General features: G+C 71.0%; 15 protein-coding genes. 8 read left to right on the forward strand and 7 right to left on the reverse strand.

Translation table 11 applies throughout. The features are described 5' to 3' along the window. The first annotated feature begins 2 nt into the window (after positions 1-2). From OG883_RS36525 to OG883_RS36560, 7 genes are all read left to right on the forward strand, one after another. Entirely contained in the window at positions 3-806 is an 804-nt protein-coding gene (locus OG883_RS36525) for an alpha/beta fold hydrolase (protein ID WP_266550883.1), read from the forward strand. Then, positions 803-1,969 (forward strand): glycosyltransferase, encoded by a 1,167-nt coding sequence (locus OG883_RS36530; RefSeq protein WP_266550885.1) that lies wholly within the window; start codon positions 803-805, stop codon positions 1,967-1,969. The genes OG883_RS36525 and OG883_RS36530 overlap by 4 nt, the downstream gene beginning before the upstream one ends. Next, positions 1,966-3,849, forward strand: coding sequence for a class I SAM-dependent methyltransferase (locus OG883_RS36535; protein WP_266550887.1), 1,884 nt, complete (start codon positions 1,966-1,968; stop codon positions 3,847-3,849). Before OG883_RS36530 ends, OG883_RS36535 begins: the two co-directional genes overlap by 4 nt. A gap of 6 nt (positions 3,850-3,855) precedes the next feature. Further along, entirely contained in the window at positions 3,856-4,800 is a 945-nt protein-coding gene (locus tag OG883_RS36540; RefSeq protein WP_266550889.1) for a galactokinase, read from the forward strand. A gap of 80 nt (positions 4,801-4,880) precedes the next feature. After that, positions 4,881-6,098 (forward strand): alkaline phosphatase family protein, encoded by a 1,218-nt coding sequence (locus tag OG883_RS36545; protein ID WP_323181037.1) that lies wholly within the window; start codon positions 4,881-4,883, stop codon positions 6,096-6,098. A gap of 138 nt (positions 6,099-6,236) precedes the next feature. Next, positions 6,237-7,451, forward strand: coding sequence for an MFS transporter (locus tag OG883_RS36555; protein WP_266553144.1), 1,215 nt, complete (start codon positions 6,237-6,239; stop codon positions 7,449-7,451). After that, positions 7,448-8,464 (forward strand): TolB-like translocation protein, encoded by a 1,017-nt coding sequence (locus tag OG883_RS36560; RefSeq protein ID WP_266550891.1) that lies wholly within the window; start codon positions 7,448-7,450, stop codon positions 8,462-8,464. The genes OG883_RS36555 and OG883_RS36560 overlap by 4 nt, the downstream gene beginning before the upstream one ends. A gap of 74 nt (positions 8,465-8,538) precedes the next feature. Here OG883_RS36560 and OG883_RS36565 read toward each other — a convergent pair whose 3' ends face one another. Together OG883_RS36565 and OG883_RS36570 are read right to left on the reverse strand one after the other, a co-directional pair. Further along, a complete protein-coding gene (locus OG883_RS36565; protein WP_266550893.1) occupies positions 8,539-8,931 on the reverse strand; it encodes a hypothetical protein in 393 nt (130 codons plus the stop codon). Between the two features lie 436 nt (positions 8,932-9,367). Next, positions 9,368-10,291 carry a MurR/RpiR family transcriptional regulator gene (locus OG883_RS36570; protein ID WP_266550894.1) on the reverse strand — a complete coding sequence of 308 codons (924 nt, stop codon included), beginning with the start codon at positions 10,289-10,291 and terminating at the stop codon, positions 9,368-9,370. A gap of 181 nt (positions 10,292-10,472) precedes the next feature. Between OG883_RS36570 and OG883_RS36575 the strand changes: the two genes are divergently transcribed. After that, a complete protein-coding gene (locus tag OG883_RS36575) occupies positions 10,473-10,703 on the forward strand; it encodes a DUF6296 family protein (protein ID WP_266550895.1) in 231 nt (76 codons plus the stop codon). Positions 10,704-10,782: 79 nt separating this feature from the next. Here the strand turns inward: OG883_RS36575 and OG883_RS36580 are convergent, their stop codons facing one another. The 5 genes from OG883_RS36580 to OG883_RS36600 form a co-directional block, all read right to left on the reverse strand. Continuing rightward, positions 10,783-11,496, reverse strand: coding sequence for a YoaK family protein (locus tag OG883_RS36580; RefSeq protein WP_266550897.1), 714 nt, complete (start codon positions 11,494-11,496; stop codon positions 10,783-10,785). Between the two features lie 113 nt (positions 11,497-11,609). Further along, a complete protein-coding gene (locus OG883_RS36585) occupies positions 11,610-12,545 on the reverse strand; it encodes a carbohydrate ABC transporter permease (RefSeq protein ID WP_266550899.1) in 936 nt (311 codons plus the stop codon). Continuing rightward, positions 12,542-13,879, reverse strand: coding sequence for a carbohydrate ABC transporter permease (locus OG883_RS36590; protein ID WP_266550901.1), 1,338 nt, complete (start codon positions 13,877-13,879; stop codon positions 12,542-12,544). The genes OG883_RS36585 and OG883_RS36590 overlap by 4 nt, the downstream gene beginning before the upstream one ends. Positions 13,880-13,890: 11 nt before the next feature. Further along, positions 13,891-15,219, reverse strand: a complete 1,329-nt coding sequence (locus OG883_RS36595) for an ABC transporter substrate-binding protein (protein ID WP_266550903.1) — start codon at positions 15,217-15,219, stop codon at positions 13,891-13,893. A gap of 39 nt (positions 15,220-15,258) precedes the next feature. Then, positions 15,259-16,932 carry a glycoside hydrolase family 13 protein gene (locus OG883_RS36600; protein ID WP_266550904.1) on the reverse strand — a complete coding sequence of 558 codons (1,674 nt, stop codon included), beginning with the start codon at positions 16,930-16,932 and terminating at the stop codon, positions 15,259-15,261. Positions 16,933-17,111: the final 179 nt, after the last annotated feature.

Raw genomic sequence — 17,111 nt, forward strand, 5'->3', positions numbered from 1 at the left:
CCATGGCCGACATCCACGCCAACGCGACCCGCTTCCATGTCCACCGGCTCTCCGGCGACGGCACGGGCGCGGCCGTCGTCTTCCTGCACGGTCTGGTCGTCGACAACCTCTCCAGCTTCTACTGCACGCTCGCCCTCCCCACCGCCCAGGCCGGACACGACGTCGTCCTGTACGACCAGCGCGGCCACGGCCGCACCGAACGCCCGCCCACCGGCTACGACGCCGCCACCGCCGTACGCGACCTGACTGCCCTGCTCGCCGCCCTCGATCTCGACGAACGCCCCGTCCACCTCATAGGCAACAGCTACGGCGGCACCCTCGCACTGCACACCGCGCTCGCCCGCCCCGACCTCGTGGCCGGGCTCATCCTGATCGAGGCTCCGCTGAGCGGTCCCTGGATCGAGAACATGCTCGACACGCTCTCTGTCGCCGCCCTGGACCTCGAAGGCAGCCAGGTGCCGCAGGAACTCGCCTCGATCGGAGCGCGCAAGGCCGCCCGGCTCACCGCCACGGCCGACGCACTGCTGAACCGCACCACCCTGATCGACGACATCGCGGCGAGCCGGCCGTTCACACCCGCGGACTTCGCCCGGGTGCGCTGCCCCGTGCTGGCAGTCTGCGGGGAGCACTCCGAACTCGTGCCGGGCGCCCGGGAACTGGCCCGCCACGCGCCGCACTGCACCGTCCGTGTCCTGCCGGGTCTGGGCCACGACGTCCTCCAGGGCGGCACCGGGGAGTTGCGGCGTGCGGTGCTGGACCGGCTGGCCGAGGCCGCGCGCCGGCAGCCCGAGGCGGTGACCGTATGAAGGTGCTGTTCGTCGTTCCACCGCTCGCCGGACACATCAACCCCACGGTCGCCGTCGCCGCCGAACTGGCCGCACGCGGGCACCGGGTCGCCTGGAGCGGACCGGCCGAAGTACTGCCGCGGCTTCTGCCCGCGACCGCGGAGCTCTTTCCCGCCGGCGACCGTGCCGGGTCCTCGGACTACGGCACGCTGCACGCGCACTGGCGCGATCTGCGCGGCGTCGCCGCCCTGCGCTTCCTATGGGAGGAGGCGCTCATTCCGCTCGCCCACGCCATGCTGCCCGGTGTCGAGGCGGCGGCCGACGCGTACGCCCCCGATCTGCTCGTCGTCGACCAGCAGGCGCTTGCCGGAGCGGTGATCGCTCAGCGGCTCGGGCTTCCCTGGGTGACGTCCGCGACGACCTCGGCCGAGTTCACCCGGCCCTTCGCCGGCTTTCCGAAGGTGGGGGAGTGGGTGGCGGACCGGATCGCCGGACTGCTCGCCGCATGCGGCGCACCCGGCGGCTGGGATCCCCGCTTCTCGGACCGCCTGGTCCTGGTCTTCTCCACCCCCGCACTCGTCGGCGCGGACGAGCTGTACCCCGAGCACTACGCATTCGTCGGCCCCGCGCTGGGCCAGCGCCCCGCCCACGCCACACCCTTCGCCTGGCAGCGGCTCGATCCCGTACGGCGCCGGGTCCTGGTCTCGCTCGGCACGCTCAACCGGGAGGCGGGCGGCCGCTTCTACGCCACCGTCCTGCAGACCGCGGAACAGCTGGCCGACCGGGTGCAGCTGATCCTGGCCGCGCCCGCGGACCTGGTCGGCGACGTGCCGGATCACCTCCTGCTCCAGGAGTACGTCCCCCAACTCCAGCTGCTGCCCCACCTCGACGCCGTGGTCAGCCACGGCGGGCACAACACCGTGTGCGAGGCGCTCGCCCACGGCCTGCCCCTGGTCGTCGCGCCCATCCGCGACGACCAGCCGATCGTCGCGCAGCAGGTCGCGGCCGCCGGGGCCGGAATCCGGGTGCGCTTCGGCCGGCCCCGCGCGGGCGAGCTCCGCGACGCACTCGAAGCCGTCCTCGACGAACCCGCCCACCGGCGGGCCGCCCGCCGCATCCAGGCCTCCTTCGCCGCGGCCGGCGGAGCCGCCGCCGCGGCCGACAGGTTGGAGAAGCTGACATGACGCAGCCCCGTACCCAGCCCCGTACCCGAGTCCCGTGGGCGGCCGTCGCCGTACTCGCCGGGCTCACGGCCGGCACCGTGCGAGCCCGTCGCCGACTGGCCGGCGTACCCGTGCTGGATCCGCTCCCCACCCCGGACAACGCGCCGCCCCCGCACGGCTGGCACCTGATCAGCGCCCGAGGAGTCGACGTCGACCAAGCCACCCTCCACGCTGCTGCCGCCCACGCGGAACAGGCCGGTCTGCACGTCCTTGACCTGCTCCCGGGCCGCCTGGACACGGAGCGTGCTCTGGGTCTGCTCCGCATTCTCGACCTCGGCGAATCCCACTCCCACTACGACCGCACGGCCCAGGCGCGCGGCGCAGGACACGCGGTTCTCGTCTCCGAGGACGTCCGGCGCAGGGCGAAAATCGAGTGCGACAGCGGCCTCGGGTCGGCGGAACTGCACACGCTCCTGCGGCGTTTGAAGGAGTACGCCCCCGCGGAGACCGGCGTCGCCATCGCCCCCCGCCTGGCAGCCCCCGCCCCCGACCCCGCCCTGCGTGCCGAAGAGCTGCGCGCCCAGGGGCTGCCCCCGAGCCTGGTGGCCGCCACTCAACTGGCAGGTCTGGCCCTCCTCGCCCGCGCCGCCGTCGCGGACCGGCGTTGGGGCGCCGCGGCCGCCGCCCTGTACTGCCTCCAGCCGGCTCTGGTCCTCGGCGGCCCCGGCAGCCCGCTGCGCCCGGCCGATCTGGCCCGCACCACTGCCGCGCGGCCCCTGCGCTCCCTCGGCGCCGCGCTGCGTACCGCGGTGAGCGACCGCCCGGGCCCGGCCGGACCGTCGCCCGAACTGGAGGCCCTGCGCCCGTACTACACAGCCGAACTCAAGGCCGGCGCCGACCGGTTCCTCGAGCCCCGCCGCCCCGACTGCCCGTGGTGCGGCTCCGACCGGCTCTCCGTACGCACCCGCATGCCCGATCTGCTCCAGGGCAAGCCGGGCCGCTTCACTCTCGAACAGTGCGGCGACTGCGGGCACGTCTTCCAGAACCCCCGACTCTCCCTCGACGGCCTCGACTTCTACTACCGGGACTTCTACGAGGGGCTCGGCGTCAGCGGCGCCGCCCACGTGTTCGGCTCGATGGGCCGCTCGTACCGCGCCCGCGCCGCCATGCTCAAACCGTTCGGCACGCCCGCCGCCTGGCTCGATGTGGGCACCGGACACGGCCACTTCTGCGACAGCGCGCGCGACATCTGGCCCGATACCCGCTTCGACGGGCTGGACATGGCCGCGGCGGTGCGCGAGGCGGAGGCCCGCGGCTGGGTCGCGACCGCCCACCACGGCCAGTTCCCCGAGCTCGCCGCGGGGCTCGTGCGCCGCTACGACACCGTCAGCATGTACCACTACCTGGAGCACACCCGCGACCCGCTCGCCGAGCTCGACGCGGCCGCCGAAGTGCTGCCCCCCGGCGGGCATCTGCTCATCGAGCTGCCCGACCCCGAATCGCGGCTCGCCCGCCTGCTGGGACCGTACTGGCTGCCCTGGTTCCAGCCCCAGCACCAACACCTCATGCCGGTCGCCAACCTCCGACAGGCCCTGGCCGAGCGGGGGTTCACCGTCCTGGCCGAGGAGCACGGCGCGGCCCACCAGTCCTGCGACTTCTTCGGCGCCGTCCTCCTCACAGCGAACCGGCTCGCCCCGCACCCGTACGCCCCCTGGGGGCCGGGCACGGCTCCCTGGACCCGTCGGTGGGCCCGCGCGGCCGTACGTACGGTGTCCCTGCCGTGCTTCGCCGTCGCCGCGGCCCTCGACGGGGTGCGTGCGGCAGTGGCCCGCGCCACCGACGGCGGAAACGCCTATCGCCTGGTGGCGCGCAGAACATCGCCCGCCCGCGATGCGGAGTAACGGGACATGCAGACGAACATCCAGACGGACAGGGTGAGGGACAGGACGACGGACAGGACGACGGACAGGGTGAGGGACGGGCAGGCACTGGACATCGCCCGTCGCCCCACCGCCGACCCGCTCTTCCGGCTGGTCGCCTACGCCCTCGAGTCGGCACACGACCGCCACCCGGCCACGGTGTGGAGTGCCCCGCATGCCTTCCATCTCGGCTCGCCCCGCCTCGTCGCCGCCGCCGGCTGGCCGGTGGCCGCCGCCGCGGCACCGCGCGACGACGGCCTGGTGCGGCTGAGCTCGCTCGCCCACCCCGCGCAGAGCTGCGAACTCCCGCTCACCGGCCCGCCACCGCCCCACCCCGACTGGGCCGCCCGCACCTATGCGCTGCTGCGCACCATGGCCCGCGCCGGGTACGGCCGAGGGGGCATCGACCTGCACATCCACTCCACGTTGACGACCGCGGTCGGGCTGTCGAGCGCGGAGCCGCTGGAGTGCGCCGTGGCACTGGCCGTCGCCGACCTGCACTCCGGCGGGGCCAGACCGCGGCCGCCCCGCGGTCGGCTGGCCGCCCTCGCCGAGGCCGCCGCCCCCGACGGCGACGAAGCCCTGCGCAGTGCCGTGCTGTTCGCCCGGCCGGGGCGGGCACTGCTGCTGGGTGACAGCCGGCCGCGCCGCATCCGCTTCGACCCGGCCGAACACGGGGCGCGGCTGATGCTGCTGGTGACCCGCGGTGGCACGGAGGACACCGGTCGGGCGGTGGACAGCGCCCGGCGTGCGGGTGCCACGGCTTCCTGGTGGCCGGGACTCCAGCCGGGGCGCAGTGCCCTGGTGCTGCTGCCTCAGGCCCGGCTGACCGATGTACGTACCGCCGTGGCCGAGGAGTTCCGCAGCCGCGGACGCCCCGTGCCGCGCCTGTTGAACATCACCGTGGCGGGCGCGGCCCGCCACGAGGACTGAGAAAGCCGAGAGACAGAGACAGAGAAGGAAGAGAACAGAGGCAACAAAGGAAAGAAGAAGGACCAAGGAGGAATGCCCGCGTGAAACCAAGACCGATACCGGAACGGACACCGGACGACAGACGCGCCGGGAGAGGCAGGAGCGGCAGGCGGTGGCGGGCCACTGCTACCGCGATCTTCAGCACGATCTGCCTGGTCACCGCCCTCGGCGTGGCCGACTCCGGCGCCGCTGAGCCGCGGCCGCCGGCGGAAGCCGCGCTGCCCGCGTACGAGCACGTGGTCGTCGTCGTCTTCGAGAACAAGCAGTACGGCGAGATCATCGGCAGCGCCAACGCGCCCTACATCAACCAGCTCGCGAACGCGGGCGCCAGCCTGACCGCGATGAAGGCGCTGACCCACCCCAGCCAGCCGAACTACTTCAACCTCTTCTCCGGTGCCACCCAGGGCATCACGGGCGACGGCTGCTACACGCCACAGTCGATGAGCGCCCCCAACCTGGGACAGGAACTGATCGCCGCAGGCAAGACGTTCGCGACATACAACGAAGACCTGCCGAGTGAGGGTTCCACCGCCTGCACCAATGGACAGTACGCGCAGAAGCACAACCCCTGGTTCGCCTTCAACAACGTGCCCCTCAACACCGGCAAGACCTGGGCGCAGTTCCCCAAGGACGACTTCAACCAGCTGCCGCATCTGTCGTTCGTCGTACCGAACCAGTGCAACGACATGCACTCCTGCCCGGTCAGCACCGGCGACACCTGGGTGAAGAACAACCTCGGCGCCTACGCCCAGTGGGCCAAGGCCAACAACAGTCTGCTGGTGCTCACCTGGGACGAGGACAACTTCCTCGGCTCCAACCAGATCGCCACGGTCTTCTCCGGTGCCGAGGTCAAGCAGGGCACGTACGGCTCCGCGTACAACCACTACAACCTGCTGCGTACCTTCGAGGACCTGTTCGGCACCACCCATGCCGGCAACGCCGCGAACGCCACTCCCGTCACGGAGGTCTTCGGTGACGGCACTCCGCCGCCCGGCGGGGACCTGCGCCTGGCCAACCCCGGTGCGCAGAGCTGCAAGTTCAACCAGAACTGCACGGTCCAGGTCACCGCGACCGGCGGCAAGGCGCCGCTCAGGTACAGCGCGTCCGGGCTGCCGTTCATCCTCGCCATCGATCCCGCCACCGGCGTCATCAGCGGCAAGCCGTGGCAGACCGGCACACGGCAGATCACGGTCACGGTCACCGACGCGGCAGGAGCCTCGGCCACCACGACCTTCCCCCTGACCGTCACCTGGTTCTGACGTTGCCCCGGTGACCGGGAGGGAGTATCCGTGTACCTTTCGGCCGGCCGGGCCGCCGATGCCACGGCAGGCGTACGCCGTACCTGGCGGCGCCCGCCGAGCGGCACCGTAGTCCGCCGCGCGGTCGGCGGCAACGTCATCGCCCTCGGCGCGGTCAGCCTGGTCACGGATGTCTCCGCGGAGATGATCACCGCCGTACTGCCGCTCTATCTCGTCGTCGGCCTCGGCATGTCCCCGCTCGCCTTCGGCGCTCTCGACGGCCTCTACCAGGGCGCGACCGTTCTGTCCCGGCTGGCCGGAGGGCACCTCGCAGACCGCGGTGCCCAGCGCCGCAAACGTGTCGCGGGCAGCGGATACGCCCTGTCCGCCTGCTGCAAACTCGCCCTGCTCGCCGCGACGACACCCGCCGCCGTCGGCGCCGTTCTCGCGGCCGACCGCACCGGCAAGGGGCTGCGCACCGCTCCTCGCGATGCGCTCATCTCCCTGTCCTGCCGGCCCGAGGAGCAGGGCCGGGCCTTCGGCGTGCACCGGGCCATGGACACCGCGGGAGCACTGCTCGGCCCGCTCGTGGCCTTCGCGGTGCTGTGGGCCGCGCACGACGGCTACGACGCCGTGTTCGTGGTCAGCTTCTGCGCCGCCGCACTGGGTGTGCTGCTGCTGGTGCTCTTCATACGGGATGTACGCGACGCCCGGGAGCCCTCCTCGGGAACAGGGAGAGCCGAGGCCGCAGGAGCGAGCAGCAGCCCCCAGGTGCGGGCGAGAGTGCGCCCCCGCGGGACACTGCGTACCCTCGTCCGCATCCCGGGGCTGCCACGGCTGTGCCTGGTCGCCGCCCTGCTCGGTGTGGTCACCGTGAGCGACTCGTTCCTCTATCTCCTGCTCCAGCGACGCCTGGACCTGCCCGCTCCGTACTTCCCGCTGCTGCCCGTCGGCACCGCCGCCGGATTCCTGCTGCTGGCCGTCCCGCTGGGCCGGCTGGCCGACCGCATCGGCCGTCGGCAGGTCTTCCTCGCCGGGCACGCGGTACTGCTCGTCGTGTACGTGCTGGTGCTGGCTCCCTGGGGCGGTGGCCCGGCGGCGGCCCTGTGCGCACTCCTCCTGCTCGGTGCGTTCTACGCGGCTACGGACGGGGTGCTGATGGCCGCGGCGGGCCCGCTGCTGCCCCCGCGTCTCAAGGCCGGTGGACTGGCCCTGGTACAGACGGCACAGGCCCTGGCCCGTCTCACCGGTTCGCTGCTCTTCGGAGCGGCCTGGATGTCTTTCGGGCCGGAGGGAGCCATGACCACGGCCGCTGTCGCTCTGATCGTCGCCGTGCCCGTGGCCGCAGCCTTCCACCGAAGGAGTCGCGCATGAACCTCCGCAGCCGACTGCTCGTCCTCGTCCTCGCCACGGCGGTCCTTGCCGCGATCGCCGTCGTCGCCACCCTGCGTGCCGCCGACCGTGCCGCGGAGCGCGAGCACGCCAGGCCCGGCGATCCGGTCGCCCGAGCCGGTGCGGTGACGCTGGGTCAGCCCGGCAGACTGCTCTTCCGCAACCTCGCCTGGGGTCCGCAGCGCGATCATGTCTCCTCCGTCCCGCTGACCGCCCCGGCCGGGCCCCGCACCTCCGCGCCCCGCGACTGCCTGCGCTTTCATGCCGCCGCCGGTACGGGCATCTGCCTCCGCGCCACCGGCGGGGTGGTCCCCGGCCATGAAGCCGTGCTGCTGGACGGACAATTACGCCCCGTCCGTGCGTTCCCGGTACCCGGCATGCCCACCCGCGCCCGGGTCTCACCCAGCGGGCGGCTGGCCGCGTGGACGGTCTTCGTCAGCGGCGACTCGTACGCCGGCGGCGCGTTCTCCACCCGTACCGCGCTCTACGACACCCGCACCGGCACTCTCCGGCCCGATCTGGAAAAATTCACGGTGCTCAAGGACGGACGCCGGCACCGGGCCGTCGACCACAACTTCTGGGGCGTCACGTTCGCCGCCGACGACAACCGCTTCTACGCGACTCTCGCCACCGGCGGACGTACGTATCTCGTCGCGGGCGACCTGGCCCGGCGTACGCTGCGGATCCTTCGCGAGAATGTCGAGTGCCCCTCCCTCTCCCCGGACGGCACCCGCGTCGCCTTCAAGAAGCGTGTCCCCGGCGCCCCCGCAGCCACCCCCTGGCGGCTGCACGTCCTGGACCTGCGCACCGGGCAGGAGAGGGCACTCGCCGAGCGGAGAAGCGTCGACGACCAGGCCCTGTGGCTGGACGGCCACACTCTCCTCTACGCGCTGCCCGGCGACTTCGGCGCCGACCTCTGGTCGGTCCCGGCAGCAGGTGGCGGCTCACCCCGGATGATCGTGAAGTCCGGCACGTCTCCCGCCGTGACCGCCTGAGCCGCTCGCGCGGGCAACTCCTGGACCCTGCCCCGGACCTGCCCGGATCTGCCGTGGCCTGCCCCGGACCTGCGCTAGACCTGCGACCGTCTGCGCGGAGCGTTGCTGCCCGCGAGCAGTGCTTCGGTGATGAGCCGGACGCCGCGGGCAAGGCGGTTGAGCTGTTCCAGCTCGATGGCGTACAGCCTGATGGTGCTCTCGATGATCGTCTCGGACACTCCGAGGGTGGGCAGTTCTGCCCGGCAGGTCTGCAACGCGACCCGCACAGCACGGATCTCGTGCTGAACCTGGAGGTGCGCATGGCGGGCGAGCAGGATGTGGTGGCGGGTGAGCGTCGAGTAGCCGGCGTAACGGGCCGGCAGGAGGTCTCGAAGCCACCGGGCCGCCGAGCGTTCCCAGTCGTGGTTACTCGGGGTCTGTACCTGACACGGCCAGTCCGAGCTGATCGACGAGAAGGTCTGGGACATCGTCGTCCCTTCCGGATGTGATGCGGATGGGGCTGATCGCGGGGGTCGCGATGATTTTTGGCGGCCCCGGCCCAGGGGTTGACCGGGGCCGCCACGGACGTCCGCGGGAAGCGGAGCGCCCGGTTGGAACACCAGGGGTGACGAGAGGAGGAGTGCCGTCGTTCCTGGATGTTCGGTCATGTGGCCCGCGGAGGATCGCCGTGGTCGTCCAGGCCCACTGTCATGGAGTGCATGGTGCGGACCGTCGGCTTTCCTTCGGTGAGGGCATGGGTTTTCCCAGCAACTCCGGGGGACACCCGGGGTCGCACCTGCAGTAAATATATATACCGTCGAGTAAGCAAGGGTATGAAAAAATTCATGCACCAGTGGGGATAGCTGATACATGCCCGAATCGGGGCATAACGGGGCGGCAGGGGAGACGCGCGAGCCGGCCGCGTCAGTCCTCGAGGAAGAAGTCGTGCTGCTCCGCGACCTGCTCGTACCCCTCCAGCCGGCCCTGGGTACGCCCCGGATCGGCATCGGCCATGGCCTGGAGGACGGCTGCGGACATGACCCCGGGTGCCGCATAGGAGTCGAAGACGAGACGCGATCCGGTGCCGGCGGTGAGTGCCACATCGGCTTCGTCCACCAGCGGCCCGAGTGTCAGGTCGGTGATCAGGGCGACGCGCAGCCCCGTCCTGCGGGCGGCCCGCATTGCTGCCAGCGTCTCGTTGGCATGCCGCGGCATCGCGAACGCCAGCACCCACGTGCCGCCTGCCTCCCGCGACTGGAGCAGGGCGTCATAGGCGACGCTGCCTCCGCGGGTCACCAGGCGCACGTCGGGGTGGATCCGTCTGGCGGCGTAGGCGAAGTACTCCGCCAGCGAGACGGAGATCCGCAGTCCCAGAATCGTCAGGGGTGTCGACCTGGCCAGCTCACGCCCGACGTCGAGCACCTGATTGGGGTCGGCGAGAAGGCGGCGCAGGCTCTCCAGATTCTCGATCTCGGCGTCGACGGCTGCCTGCAGCTCATTGCGGCGGATTTCCTCCCGGGTGTCCGGGGAGGCGGCAACCGCGCTCAGCGCGATGGGCTGCAGGGCCTCCCGCAGAGCGGGGAACCCGCTGAAACCCAGGGAGGAGGCGAAGCGGGTCACCGACGGCTGGCTCACCCCGACGCGTTCCGCGAGATCCGTGATCGACAAGAACGCGGCCTCGGTGAGGTGATCGACCATGTACTGGGCGATCCGCCGCTGCCCGGGGGACAGCCGGTGACCGCCGAACAGCGCGAGAACCCTGTCCGTGGGAGCCGCCTCTGCTTCCGGAGACTGCGCTCCCGGGGTGATCGCAGACGCCTGTGCGCGTGCCTGCTGCCCTGATGGCACCGGTGTGCCTCCTTCTCGTCCCACTCCTGCTCAACATAGCTCACTCACCGTGGCCGCAAGGAGGAACTGTCGCGCCTCAGGAGGACGCTGGCCGGGAACAGCACCTGGCTCACATCGCCCTGAGGCGCGGCGGGCGTACGTGCGCGACGATGGAAGGGCTCAGCCCTGTCGGGAGGCTTCAATGGATTACCCAGAACGCTACGAGCTGGTATTTCAGGCGTCCGCCGTGGAGGACGACGTCGTGGTCGTCCATCGCACCGAGAGGGCGGGAGCGGGCGGCTATCCGATTTACGAGGACGAGACCGGAATCGTGCGCGCGGAGATCAGCGACCGGGGAGAGGTCCGCATGCTGGCCAGTGGGGGACACCAGACACATGGGACGCCGCTGACGGCGCGGGAGCTCAGTCGCTGAGTGCGCCCGCGAGGGCCGTCGTGGACTCACGTGGTCGCGGCTCACGCGGTCACTCCCACGTGGTCGCGTGCTCGCGCGCTCACTTGGCAAGTGGCGGGGTGCGCCGTGGGGCAGTGGAGGATGCGGTTGCCATGGCGAGGACGAGGGCAGCCGCCAGGAGCAGTACCGCCGTCGGTGACCACTGCAGGTGGAGCAGCCACGCCCCCAGGGTGCCGCCCGCGAACATCGCCAGGACCCCGGCGCTCCGGCGGGCCGATGCGCCCCGGCTGCCGTAGCCCAGTGCCGTGTCATGCCCGAGGGACGAGCCGCTGGCGAGCGCCGCGAGGGTCCGGGTGGTCAGTGTGGTGGGCATGTCCGGCACATGAGCGCGCATCGCGGTCACGTTGCGCATGCCCATGGCGAGCGCCACCACGGCGGCCGCGGCGATGTGCCGGGCGGAGGGCGAACCGTCGGCCCGTCCGAGCCCCCACGCCGTGAAGCCGGCCCCGGCAAGCAGGGCCGACTCCATGAGCAGCGCGAGAACGAACCACCGGAGCCCGCGGGCTTCCGTCACCGACTCCAGCCGGGCGCCGATGAGAGCGCCGAGGACGAATGCGGCGAGTGACAGGGACGGGGCCACGGTGGACACCACGCCCTCACCCGCGAGCCCGAATCCGAGCAAGAGCACATTGCCCGTCTGCATCGCGGTGAACACGGGCCCCAGGGCGAGAAAACTGACGGCTTCGACCATGCCCGTCGTCAGCGTCAGCGCCGCCATGACCGAGGTCAGGTCGGGCCATGGCTTCGTCTCCACGCGCGCTCCTCGGCTGCGGCCACCGCATCGGCTGCGGTGTCCGGCAAGTGTCCGTACTCGCCGGGCACCGCCCGCACCATTGCGCCAACCGTGGGCCCGACCCCCGGGACCGGCTACTTGACGGAGCCCGCCATCACTCCCTGGACGAAGTGCCGTTGGAAGGCGAAGAAGACGACCAGCGGTACCACCAGAGAGAGGAAGGCACCCGGTGCCAGTACTCCGATGTTGCTGCCGAACTGCCGCATCTCCGACTGCAGGGCGACGGTGAGCGGCTGGGACTCGCTGTCGGCGAAGAGCAGCGCGACCAGCATGTCGTTCCAGACCCAGAGGAACTGGAAGATGGCCAGGCTCGCCAGGGCGGGCCGCCCCAGCGGCAGGATCAGCCGGGAGAAGATCCGCCACTCCCCGCCGCCGTCCATCCGCGCGGCCTCCAGCATTTCGCGCGGGATCTCGGCGAAGTAATTGCGCAGCAGGAAGATCGCGAAGGGCAGTCCGTACGCGACGTGGAAGAGGATCACGCCCGGGATGGTGCCGAACAGCCCGACGGCGCCGAAGAGTTTGGCCACGGGCAGCAGCCCGATCTGCACGGGCACCACAAGGAGTCCCACGACCACCAGGAAGATCGCGTTGCGGCCGGGGAAGTCCAGCCAGGCGAAGGCATATCCGGCCAGCGCCGCGATACCGACGACCAGCGCGGTGGTGGGCACCGAGATCAGTACCGTGTTCCAGAAGGCCTGCGTGATGCCCGAGTCTGCGAACAGGGCTGTGTAGTTGTCCAGGGACAGCTGCCCGGGATCGGTCAGCGCCGTCCACCAGCCCTCGGCCGCGTTGTCCCGCTCGGAACGCATCGAGGACAGGAACAGGCCGGCCAGCGGGGTGATCCAGACGAGCCCGACGACGATCAGGACGGCCTGGACCAGTCCGTTGCCCAGCCATGCGCTCAGCCGGCCGGGGCCACGCCTGCGGGGAGGCGGCGGAGTGGGGACACGGACGGACGTGTCGGTCGCTCGGGGGGACGGATTGCGCTCGATGGTGCTGTGACCGCTCATTTTCCGCTCCCTCGGAAGCGCCGTACGTTGAAGACCATGGCGGGTACGACCAGCAGGAGCAGCAGCACGCTCAGGGCGCTGCCCAGTCCCTGGTTGTTGCCGCCGCCGAAGGACACCAGCCACATCCGGGTTGCCAGCACATTGGCCTCTTCCTGGACCGGTCCCGGCGCGATGATGTAGACGAGGTCGAAGACCTTCATCACATTGATCACCAGGGTCACGAAGACCACCGTCAGCACGGGAGCCAGCAGCGGCACCGTGATCTTCCGGAAGATCTGCCACTCGGTGGCACCGTCCATCCGGGCCGCCTCCAGGGCGTCCCGGGGGAGGGCGGCAAGTCCCGCGCTGATCAGCACCATCGAGAAGCCGGTCCAGATCCACAGATAGGCACCGATGATGGCCGGGGTCACCAGGGCAGGACCGAGCCACGAGATGCCCTGGTAGGGAGCCGCGAAATTCTCCGCGGGCAGCCGGACGGTGTACGAACCGGCTTCCAGACCGGGGAAGTTGAACGAGCCGTCCGCGGCGGTGGTGGCTGTCGCGGCCACCCGGCCGTCCCGTACGGCTTCGACCGACATTCCCGGCAGACCCTTCTCGGCCGGGTCGACCTTCCCCGGCGTACCCCCGCCGCCCGGGACGAAGTCGAGGTACACCACGCCCCTGACCTCGTCCGCGGCGGGCGCTGCGGACGATGCGGACTGTGCGGGCCGGGCATCGGCGGGCATCGCGTCCGGTGCCACGCCGACGAAGCCGAGACTGACGGACTGCCCGGGGCCGACGGCGTCGGTCGTGCGGTACGCGCCGCCCGGGTCCCCGGCCAGGCCCTGCTCCTCACGGGCCCGGGCGGTGGGGTAGGCGGAGCGGTCGTTGAAGGCGTCGTGGACGCCGACGGCGACGGCATTGAGTACGCCCCGGTCCGGGTCCTCCTCGTAGGCGAGCCGGAAGATGATGCCGGCGGCGAGGAACGACACGGCCATGGGCAGGAAGAGCACGAGCTTGAACGCGGTTGCCCAGCGCACCTTCTCGGTGAGCACGGCGAGCACCAGACCGAGACCGGTCAGCAGGACCGGGGCGACGACAACCCAGATGGTGCTGTTGCGTATCGCCTTGAGCGTCGCCGGATCACGGAATATCTCCGAGTAGTTGGCACCGCCGACGAAGCGGTCGCCGCTCGCGTCGAAGAGGCTGCGTCCGGCGGAGAACAGCACCGGGTAGACGACCAGCGCGCCGAGCAGCAGCAGGGCGGGCAGGACGAACATCACCGCGATGTTCCGCCTCCTGCGCTGGGCCCGCCGCCGCGGGTTCGCGGCGGGGGCGGATGTGATGACAGCCATGGTGTGCGGCCTCAGTTCTTGTACGCCTTGGCAGCCGCGGCTTCCAGCTCGGCCGCGGTGGCCTTCGGGTCGGACGGGTCGCGCAGGAAGTCCTGGAGGAGCTTCCACTCGCCCACACCCTTGGTTCCGCCGAACGCGGCGGGAGCCTGGTCGGACATGTCGAAGCGGACCGAGTCGCCTGCCCCGACCAGCGATTCGGCCGTGAACCGGGTGGTGTCGTCGGCGTACGCGGCGAGATCGACATCCTTGTTGGGGGAGAGGAAGCCCCCCGCTCCGGCCCACACCGAAGCCGCTTCGGGAGTGGCCATGAACTCCAGCAGCTGCTGCGCCGCCTTCTGGTTCTTGCCGTCCTTGAGCACCACGGCAGCGTCGCCGCCGCTCACCACCGGTGCCTTGCCGCCGCCGACGCCGGGGAACGGGAAGAACTTGGCGTCCTCGCCGAGCTTCTTGCCGAACTCGTCCTTGGCCACGCCGCCGACGAAGTCGCCCTCGTAGACCATGCCGGCCTTGGGCTCGGGGCCGAAGACCTGCTCGACCGAGGCCGGGAAGTCGGTGCGCAGCGCGCCGTCCGCGCCCCCGGCGACCAGCTGCTTGTCCTTGAACACCTCGCCCAGGGTGGTGAGTGCCTTGACCACACTGGCATCGGTCCAGGGCAGGGTGTGGGCGGCCAGCCGGTCGTACTTCTCGGGTCCCGCCTGGGAGAGGTAGATGTTCTCGAACCAGTCGGTGAGGGTCCAGCCGTCCTCACCGGCGACGGAGAAGGCGGGGAGTCCGGAGTCGGCGAGCGTGCGGCCCGCCTTGAGCATGTCCGGGTAGCTCTTGGGCTCCGTCACACCGGCCTGCGCGAACGCGCTCGGGCTGTACCAGACGGTCGACTTGTGGGCGGCCTTGAAGTAGAGCCCGTAGTAGGTCTTGTCGACGGTGCCGTAGTCCTTCCACACGTCGGCGAGGTTGCCCTCGGCGGTCGTGGTGGTCTTCTCGGACAGCGGTGCGAGCCAGCCCTCCTTGGCGAACTGCTGGAGCACGCCGACCTGAGGCACCATCACCACATCCGGCGCGTTGCCCCCCTCGATCTTGCTGCCGACGAAGGTGGAGACGTTGTCACCGGTGGGTACGAACACCGTCTTGGCGCCGGTCTTCTCGGTGAAGGCGTCCAGCACCTTGCGGAAGTTCTTCTGCTCGCTGCCGGTCCACACTCCGGCCACGGTCACGGTCTGGCCGCTGAGTGCCTTGCCGCTTGCCGGGCCCGGCGAGCCGCCGCAGGCCGTCGCGCCGAGGGCGAGGGAGAGTACCGCCGATGCGGCCGCGGCTGTTCTGCGGGTGGTGGTGAGTCGTCGCATGGTGAGCGTCCTTCCGAAGGGGTGGGAGAAGCGGGAGGTTCACGGGGTGGGGCAGTCGCCCGTCCACCACGCGGCGGTCGCTCCAGGGAGCACACCGTCCGGGCAGGGGCCGCTGGACAGGAGCGGGGTTCCGGTGACGGGGGCAGGCACCGGCTCGGTGCCGAAGTTGACCGCGCAGATCAGCCCGTCGCCCCGGGCCATGGCGAGCACCTGCGAGGGAGCCTCCAGCCAGCGCAGGCTGCCCTCGCCCAGCTGGGGAAGGCTGCGCCGCAGCTGAAGCCCATCGCGGTACAGGTGCCAGAAGGAGCGGGTGTCGGCCAGCGCCCGGTCGGTCGCGTGCTCGGCGAACCACTCGGGCTGCGGCAGCCACGGCCGGGCACCTGCCGCGCCCTGGCTGAAGCCGAACGGCGAGGCGTGCCCGGACCAGGGCAGCGGCACCCGGCAGCCGTCCCGGATGCGCTTGCGGCTGCCGGTGCGGTGGAAGATCGGATCGGTGAGTACGTCGTCCGGCAGGTCCAGGACCTCCGGGAGACCGAGCTCCTCGCCCTGGTAGACGTACGCGGCTCCGGGCAGCGCCAGCATCAGCAGCGCGGCGGCGCGGGCCCGTGCGGCACCGAGTCCACTGGCCTCCACACCGGGCTCGCCCGCGTAACGGGTGACCGTGCGGACCTGGTCGTGGTTGTTGAGCACCCAGGTGACGGTGGAGCCGGTCCCGGCGATGTCGCGTATCGCCTCGGTGATGGTCGCCCGGAAGGCGTCGGCGTCCCAGGGCGCGCTGAGGAGGTCGAAGAAGAAGGCCTGGTGCAGCTCGTCGGGCCGGACGTACTCGGCATGTTCGCGGGCGGTCGGTACGGAGACCTCACCGACCAGCAGCCGCTCGTGGCCGTCCGCTGCCGTGTACTCCTCGCACACCGACCGCCAGCGGCGCCACACCTCGTGGACCTCCGGCTGGTTCCAGGCCAGCGGGTTCACCGAGTCCCGGGAGCGCTCGTCTGCCCCGGGGTCGTCGGAGTCGGGCAGCTCCGGGTGCTTGAAGAGACCTGCGGCCACATCGATGCGGAAGCCGTCCACACCCCGGTCGAGCCAGAACCGGAGCACCCGCTCGAAGGAGTCGCCGACCTCGGGGTTGCGCCAGTTCAGATCGGGCTGCTCCGGCGTGAACAGATGCAGGTACCACTGGCCCGGAGTGCCGTCGGGCTCGGTGATCCGGCTCCAGGCGGAGCCGCCGAACATGGCCCGCCAGTTGTTGGGGGGCTCCGCGCCGTCCGGGCCGCGGCCTTCCGCGAAGTGGAACCGGGTGCGGGCGGCGCTGCCGCGGCCGGCGGCGAGTGCCTCGCGGAACCACGGGTGCTCGCTGGAACAGTGGTTGGGAACGATGTCGAGCAGCAGCTTGAGGCCGAGACGGCGGGCGTCGGCCATCAGCAGGTCGAACTCGGCCAGGTCACCGTAGACGGGGTCGACGTCGCAGTAGTCGGCCACGTCGTAGCCGTGGTCGTGCTGGGGCGACGGATAGAACGGGCTGAGCCAGATCCCGTCGACGCCGAGCTTGCGCAGATACGGGAGTCCGGCGCGTACGCCGGCCAGATCTCCGATGCCGTCCCCCGTGCTGTCGAGGAAGCTGCGGACGTACACCTGGTAGATCACCGCATCGCGCCACCAGACGGCGGCGGTGCGGGAGGGGTGGCCGAGGGGGGCCGGAAGAGCTGTGAGCATCTCGCGTTGACCTGTTCCTGCTGGATGCGAGAGCGCCCCAGAGCGGGTGCGCTGTTATGCATGCATGTTAAGTACTGATGGCCAACAGGTGTCAACGATGCTGCGGAAAGCGGCCCGGGTATGCCCGAATATGTGCCGATATGCAAGAAGGGCTCGCTACTTAACATGTAAGTAGCGAG

Origin of the sequence: Streptomyces sp. NBC_01142 (assembly GCF_026341125.1) — a bacterium.
GTDB lineage: Bacteria > Actinomycetota > Actinomycetes > Streptomycetales > Streptomycetaceae > Streptomyces.